At 72.5% G+C, this 7543-nt stretch carries 5 protein-coding genes; all 5 read left to right on the forward strand.

What is annotated here, in order from left to right; genetic code table 11:
• Nucleotides 1-11 precede the first annotated feature (11 nt).
• The gene (locus ABFX54_RS55235; protein ID WP_346115368.1) at nucleotides 12-170 is read left to right on the forward strand and encodes an acyl carrier protein; all 159 of its coding nucleotides are present in this window, start codon (nucleotides 12-14) and stop codon (nucleotides 168-170) included.
• Nucleotides 171-495: 325 nt separating this feature from the next.
• A complete protein-coding gene (locus ABFX54_RS55240; RefSeq protein WP_346115364.1) occupies nucleotides 496-3660 on the forward strand; it encodes a non-ribosomal peptide synthetase in 3165 nt (1054 codons plus the stop codon).
• An 8-nt stretch (nucleotides 3661-3668) separates the two neighbouring features.
• A complete protein-coding gene (locus ABFX54_RS55245; protein WP_346115365.1) occupies nucleotides 3669-4934 on the forward strand; it encodes a Zn-dependent hydrolase in 1266 nt (421 codons plus the stop codon).
• Nucleotides 4935-4949: 15 nt separating this feature from the next.
• Nucleotides 4950-5618, forward strand: coding sequence for an LOG family protein (locus ABFX54_RS55250; protein ID WP_346115366.1), 669 nt, complete (start codon nucleotides 4950-4952; stop codon nucleotides 5616-5618).
• 335 nt (nucleotides 5619-5953) lie between these two features.
• Nucleotides 5954-7543, forward strand: a 1590-nt coding sequence (locus tag ABFX54_RS55255; protein ID WP_346115367.1) for a condensation domain-containing protein, incomplete at its 3' end; no start/stop codon positions are given.

Consider the following 7543-nt stretch of genomic DNA (forward strand, 5'->3'; position numbering starts at 1 on the left):
GCGGCCACTCGCTGCTCGCCGTCCGCCTGGTCAGCCGCATCCGCGCCCTGCTCGGGGCGGACATCCAGGTCCGCACCCTGTTCGACGCCCCGACGGTGGCGAGTCTCGCGCGGCAACTCGGCGAGGAGCAGAGCACCCGTCCCGCCCTGCGCCCCATGCGCGAGCGCTGACGGCGACGTCCCCCGCGAGCGTTCGACTGCGGCCTCGGCGCAGTTGAACGCTCGCGCCGCCCTGCCCCGGTACGGCCCCGCCCGGCGCCGAATTCGGGCAATTGTTCAGGCACCGGCGGGTACGCCATAGTGGAGCCCGGCATAAAGGCGCGGCCCGCGCCGGTGATTCCCGCTTTCACCGCCATTTTCTCTTCTTCGACGTGCTGGAATTCTGTTTCAGTGGCTTTCCGTTCGCCCCCGAAAATGTCACCGGACGACGTGAGAAAAAGGGGTCTTGATGATTCCGTTGTCATTCGCACACGGGTCGGCGACCAGGCCGGCCCGAATGCCCCTCGGGGTGGAGAACGCCTATCCCATGTCCGCGCTGCAACTCGGCATCGTCTACCACGCGCTGTCGGGCGGGGGCGAGACGCTTTACCTCAACGCCTGCAGTCTGCGCCTGCGCGGCGCCCGGCTCGACCTGGAGCTGTTCGACCGGGCCGTCCAGGACGTGGTGAACCGGCACGCCGTGCTGCGCACTTCCTTCGACCTGAGCAGCTTCGGCGAGGCGACGCAGCTCGTGCACGCGGTGGCGACGGTGCGGCGCGAGGTCCACGACCTGGGCGGCGTCCCCGAGGAGGAGCGGGAGCGGCATCTGCGGGTCGCGCTCGGCGTCGAGCGGCGCCGCCCGTTCGACCTCGCGCAGGCGCCCCTCCTGCGCAGCGTGCTGCACCGCTGGGCGGAGGACGATTTCCACTGGACCGTCGTCTACCACCAGGCGATCCTCGACAGGCACAGCCTGACGCTCGTGCTCGGCGAGGTCCTGCGCCGTTACGCGGACCTGCTCGCCGACCCGGCGGCCGTGCTCCCCGCCCCGCCCGCTGAGGCGTTCCCCGAGTTCGTCGCGGCGGAGAAGGCTGCCGTCGGCGCGGAGCACGGCGAGCGCTGGCGGGACCACCTTCTCGGCTACACGCTGACGCCCCTGCCGGCCGCGTCCGGGGTGGCGGTGGCGACCGGCGTCTGCGACGCCACCGCGTACCGGTCGATCGAGTCACCGGTGCCGGACGCTCTCTCGGACGCGCTGCGCGCGCTGAGCGGCGCGGCGGGCGTGCCGATCGAGGACGTGCTGCTGACGGCGCACCTGAAGGTGATCAGCCTGCTGACCGGCGCCGGCGACGTCGCCACCGGAGTGACCATGCGCCCGCCCGCGCCGGGCCCCTCGGCCGGTCTCTTCCTGAACGTGCTGCCGCTCCGGGTGGACGTGGCGGGCGGGGGCTGGCGGGATCTGGTGCGACGGGTGTACGGCCGGGCCAAGGCGATGCTCCCGTACAGCCACTATCCGCTGGCCAGGATCACCGCTGACGTGGGCGGCGCCGAACTGTTCGACTCCATGTTCGAGTACAGCGACGTGGCGCTCCCCGACGCCTGGCCCGGCCAGGACGGCGTCTCGATCACCCACCGCGTCGAGCCGAACAACTTCACCCTTTCGACCCGGTTCATCCGCGACTCCCGCTCGGGCCGCCTGACGCTGGCGCTGGACTACCGTTCCGGCAAGCTGGACGACGCGCAGGCGCTGACGATCCGCGACTACTACCTCGCCACGCTGACCGCGATGGCCGGGCCGGACGGCCCGCACGACACGTTCTCCCCGCTGAGCGCCGCGGAGAGACGGCGCATGCTGGTCGACTGGAACGGGCCCGTGCGCGACTACCCGCGCGACGAGTGCGTGCAGCAGCTCATCGAGCGGCAGGCCGCCAAAACCCCCGACGCGCTCGCGGTGCTCAGCGACGCGGCCGAACTCACCTACGCCGAGCTCAACGCCAGGGCGAACCGGCTGGCCAGAGAGCTGCTCGAGCTCGGGGCCGGACCCGAGACCGTGGTCGGCGTGCACGCCGAGCGGGACGCGGACATGATCGTCACCCTGCTCGGCGTGCTCAAGTCCGGCGCCGCCTACCTGCCGCTGGACCCCGGCTACCCGGCGGAGCGGCTCCGCTTCCTGCTCGACGACGCCCAGGCCCAGCTCGTCGTCACCAAAGCGCACCTCGCCTCCCGGCTTCCCGAGGGGGACTGGCAGGTTCTCTGCACCGACACGCGGGCCGCGGACATCCAGCGCCATCCCGCTCACGACCTCGGCCCGCTGGCCACCCCCGCCAACCTGGCCTACGTCATCTACACCTCCGGCTCGACCGGCCGGCCCAAAGGCGTGCAGGTGCCGCACTCCGGCCTGGCCAACTACCTGCACTGGTGCGTCGAGGGATACGCGAGCCGGGGCCGCGGCGGGGCGCCGGTGTTCTCCTCCTTCGCCTTCGACATGATCGTGCCCAACATCTACACCCCGCTGATCATGGGCGAACGGGTCTGCATGCTGCCGGAGAAGCTGCCGGTGCACGACCTCGGGGCCCGCCTGGAGCGGCTGGCGCCGTTCACCTTCATCAAGCTGACCCCCGGGCACCTGGACCTGCTCTCCGAGACCCTCGGCAGGACCGCGGCCAGGAACCTGGCCGGCACCCTCGTCGTCGGCGCGGACGCCTTCCCCAGCCGCAACCTCACCCACTGGCGGCGGCTGGACCCCGGCACGGTCGTGCTCAACGAGTACGGCCCGACGGAGGCGTCGGTGGGCAACGCCGTCTTCCACACGCAGGGTCCCGTCGAGCGCGACCTGCTCCCCATCGGGCGGGCCATCCCGAACACCACCATGTACGTGCTGGACGCGGCGCTGAACCCCGCCCCTGTGGGCGTCGCGGGCGAGCTCTACATCGGCGGCGCCTGCGTGGTGCGCGGCTACGCCGGCCGGCCCGCGCTGACGGCGAGCCGCTTCGTGCCCGACCCCTACCTCGGCGACGTCGCCGGCGCCCGCATGTACCGCACCGGCGACCTGGGCCGATGGCTGCCGGACGGCAACCTCGAATTCCTCGGCCGGGTCGACGACCAGGTCAAGCTGAACGGCTACCGGGTCGAGCTGGGCGAGGTCGAGTCCGTGCTGGCCGGCCACCCGGCCGTGGCCAGGTCCGTGGCCGCCATCCTCGGCGACGGCTCCCGCCGCCGGCTGGTCGGCTACTACGTGCCCCGCGCGGAGGTGACCGAGGAGGAGCTCATGACCTACCTCGCCGAGCGGGTGCCCGCCTACCTGATGCCGTCGGCGCTGCACGCCATCGACGCCGTGCCGCTCAACGCGAACGGCAAGGTCGACCGCAAGGCGCTGCCCGACCCCAGGGAACCGCGCGGACCGGCGGCGGACGCGTTCATCTCCCCCCGCACCCCCATCGAGTCGGCGCTGGCCGTCATCTGGGAGGACCTGCTCGGCGTGGAGCCGATAGGCGTATGCGACAACTTCGCCGATCTGGGCGGCGACTCCATCCTGGCCACCAGGATGGCCTTCAGGATCAGCGCCGACCTCGACCTCGACGTGGCGGTGGCCGACATCCAGCACGGCCGCGACCTGGCCGAGCTGGCCGAGCGCCTGGCCTCACCGGCGGCGAGCCGGCGGGCAGGCCAGGGGTCGTCGTCATGAGGGACAGCGTGACGAGGCGACCAGGCCGCACGCTGCGGATCGCCGGCGACCGGCTGCTGGCCGCCATCCGTGACCTCGGCGCGATCGGCGCCACCGCCGACGGCGGCGTCACCAGGCTCGCCTTCACCGACGAGGACCTGCGCGGGCGCAAGCTCGTGCACGACCTCATGGTCGGGGCCGGGCTCCAGACCCGGATCGACAGCGCGGCCAACATCATCGGATACCGGCCGGGACAGCGCCAGGACCTGCCCGTTCTCATGCTCGGCTCGCACATCGACACGGTGCCGAACGGCGGCGCCCTGGACGGCGCGTACGGCGTCCTCGCGGCCGTCGAGGTCGCCCGCGCGCTCAATGAGCACGGCATCCTCCTGTCGCACCCGCTGGCCGTGGTGGCGTTCAACAATGAGGAGGGCGCGTTCGGCACCAGGGGGATGTGGGGCGCGCACGCGATGGTGGGCGCCCTCGACGAAAGCGATCTGACCGCCGCCGACGACCGCGGCAGGCCGGTCGCCGACCTGCTCACCGAGATGGGCGGCGACCCCGGCCGGCTCGACCAGGCCGTCTGGGCCGCGGACGAGGTGGCCGCCTACTTCGAACTGCACATCGAGCAGGGGCCGGTGCTGGAGAGCGGGAACGTCCGCATCGGGGTGGTGGAGGCCATCACCGGCCGCTCCACCCTCGACGTCACCGTGCGCGGAAAGGCCTCCCATGCCGGGACCACGCCGATGGAGCTGCGCCAGGACGCGCTCGTGGCGGCCGCCCAGGTGATCCTCGCGGTGCGCGACCTGGCCGGCCGCAACGGGCCCGTGCGGGTGGCCACCGTCGGCTCGCTCTCGCTGGCCCCCAACGCCTGGAACGTCGTGCCCGGGATCGTCACGATGCAGGTGGACCTGCGCGACGTGTCCGAGTCCGCCATGCGGCAGGCCGCCGCGCGGCTGCGGGGCGAGATCCTGGAGATCGCCATGAGGACCGGCACGGCCATCGACGTGGCCGGCCAGAACAGCGTGCCGGCCGTCTCCTGCGACCTCGGCCTGCGCGACGTCATCGCGGCGGCCGGCGAGAGCCTGAACCTGAGCCACCTCACCCTGCCCAGCGGCGCCGGCCACGACGCGCAGGTCATCGGGCGGATCGCGCCCATCGGCATGATCTTCGTGCCCAGCAGGGGCGGCATCAGCCACGCACCCGAGGAGCACAGCGCAGGGGACGACCTGATCGCGGGCGCGAACGTGCTGCTGCAGTCGGTCCTCGGCTACGACGAGAGATACGCGAACTGACGCTTGGAGACGAACATGGCAGGCAGAGCATCATCTCAGGGCAGGTCCATCGCCGTCTTCTGCGGCGCCCGCGCGGGCGCCCACGCACGGCACCTCCAGGTGGCCGGCCAGTTCGGCGAGGCACTGGCGCGCCGCGGCGCGGGCCTGGTCTACGGCGCCTGCGGGCTCGGCGTCATGGGCGCGGTCGCCGGCGCCGTCACCGCCGCCGGCGGATCCGTGACCGGCGTGATCCCGCACCACCTGTACGAGCGGGAGCGGCCGGACCTCGCCGGCGGTGACATCTACGTGGTCAGGTCCATGCACGAGCGCAAGGCCCTCATGTACCGCCTGTCCAGCGGGTTCGCGGTCCTGCCCGGCGGGCTCGGCACGCTGGACGAGCTGATGGAGGTGGCCACCTGGAACCAGTTGCGCCTCCATGAGAAACCCGTCGTGCTGATCAATCAAGGCGGCTTCTTCGACCCGCTGATCGCCATGCTCGACCACGTGGTGGCCGAGGGCTTCCTCACGCATGAGGAACGCGCGGCCATCCGCGCCACGGCGGACCTCGACGACGCCTTGGACTGGCTCGGCCTGCGCGACCCCGAGGACATGCCGGACACACCGGACGCGCCCCTCGCGCCCGGCACGCCCGCTGTGTCCGAGACGCCCGCCGCGGCCGTCATGACGGCCGCGGGCGGCGACTGAGCCTCCCCGGGCCTCCCCGCCTCCCTGGCCTCCCCGGGCCTTCCGCGGGCGTTCAACCGCGGCTCCGGCGCAGTTGAACGCCACGGGCGGGCGGGAGGAATGCGCGGCATTGTTCATCCGGCGAGGCGTAGGCCATAGTGGGCCGTGGCGAAAACGGCACTGCTCGGGCCGGTGATGCGCACTTTCGCCACTCCGCCCGTTTTTCCGCGCCGATTCGCCGACTCACAGATTCACCTCGCCGATCTACCGATTCACTGATCCGCTGAATTTCGTTTCGGCGGCATTTCCGCCCGCCCCGAGAACGTCACTGGGCAACGTGAGCAAAAGGGGTCTTGATGATTCCGTTGTCATTCGCACAGCGCCGGTTGTGGTTCATCGAGCGCCTTGAGGGCCCGAGCGCGACCTACAACATCCCGGTGGCGCTGCGGCTGACGGGCCGGGTGGACAAGCGGGCGCTGGCCACCGCGCTGCGTGACGTCCTGGAACGGCACGAGGTGCTGCGCACGGTGATCGGCGTGGCCGACGGCGAGCCGTACCAGCGCATCCTCGGCATGGACGACCTCGACTGGGACCTCACCCTCGTCGAGCTGCCCCCGTCCGCCGACCTGGCCGGACCGGCCGGCGAGGTGCTGGAGCACGCCTTCGACCTGGGCGCCGAGGTGCCGATCAGGGCGTGGCTGTTCTCGGCGGGCGAGGACGATCACGTGCTGGCCGTGGTGCTGCACCACATCGCGGGCGACGGCTGGTCGAAGGGCCCGCTGGCCCGCGACGTCTCCTTGGCCTACGCCGCCCGGTGCGCGGGGCGGGCGCCGGACTGGGAGCCGCTGCCCGTCCAGTACGCCGACTACACGCTCTGGCAGCGCGAGCTGCTCGGCGACGAGAACGACCCGGGCAGCGTCATGGCACGCCAGCTCGACTACTGGCGGGAGACGCTGGCCGGCGCGCCGGAGGAGCTGGCGCTGCCGTTCGACCGGCCCCGCCCGCCGGTCGCCACCCACCAGGGGCACAGTGCCCCGTTCGAACTGCCGCCTGACACGCACGCGCGGCTGGTGGAAGTGGCGCGCGGCGCGGGCGTCACCACGTACATGGTGATGCAGGCGGCGCTGGCGGTGCTGCTGTCGCGGCTGGGCGCCGGCACCGACATCCCGATCGGCCAGGTGGTGGCCGGGCGCACCGACGTCGCGCTGGAGGACCTGGTCGGCTTCTTCGTCAACACGCTCGTCCTGCGCACCGACGTGTCCGGCGACCCCGCCTTCCGCGAGGTGCTCGCGCGGGTGCGGGAGACGGACCTGTCGGCCTTCTCCCACCAGGACCTGCCGTTCGAGAAGCTGGTCGAGGAGCTGACGCCGAACCGCTCGCTGGCCCGCCACCCGCTGTTCCAGGTGCTGCTCACCGTGCAGAACGTGGCGCAGGCGGCCGTCGACCTGCCGGGCGTGCGCGCCGGAGGCGTCGCTGAGGCCCCCAGCGGCGGTGGTGCCGCGGAGGCTCCCGGCGGTGGCGGCGCGGTGTCGCGGTTCGACGTCGAGGTCAGCGCCGGTGAGCTGTTCGACGCCGCCGGCGCGCCCGCCGGGTTGCGCGGCTCGGTGATCGTGGCCGCGGACGTGTTCACGGCGGAGTCGGCCGCGCTGTTCGCCGAGCGGCTGCGGCGCGTGATCGAGACGGTCGTCGCCGAGCCGGAGATCCGGCTGAGCGAGACGGGCGTGCTGAGCCAGGACGAGCGCCGCAAGCTGCTCGTCGACTGGAACGCCACGGACGGGCAGATCCCGCCCGCGACGGTACCGGAGCTGTTCGCGGCCCAGGCGGCACGCACCCCCGGCGCGGCCGCGGTCGTGCACGAGGGCGAGACGACGACGTACGCCGAGCTCGACGCGCGGGCCGACCGGCTCGCCCACCACCTCGCCGCCCTCGGCGTCGGCCCGGAATCG

The organism is Nonomuraea maheshkhaliensis (genome assembly GCF_039529435.1).
GTDB lineage: Bacteria > Actinomycetota > Actinomycetes > Streptosporangiales > Streptosporangiaceae > Nonomuraea > Nonomuraea maheshkhaliensis.

What these genes read in the sequence shown, in the direction of transcription:
- ABFX54_RS55240 (WP_346115364.1), top strand. Translation starts at nt 496, where the DNA reads ATGCCCCTCGGGGTGGAGAACGCCTATCCCATGTCCGCGCTGCAACTC.
- ABFX54_RS55250 (WP_346115366.1), top strand. Translation starts at nt 4,950, where the DNA reads ATGGCAGGCAGAGCATCATCTCAGGGCAGGTCCATCGCCGTCTTCTGC.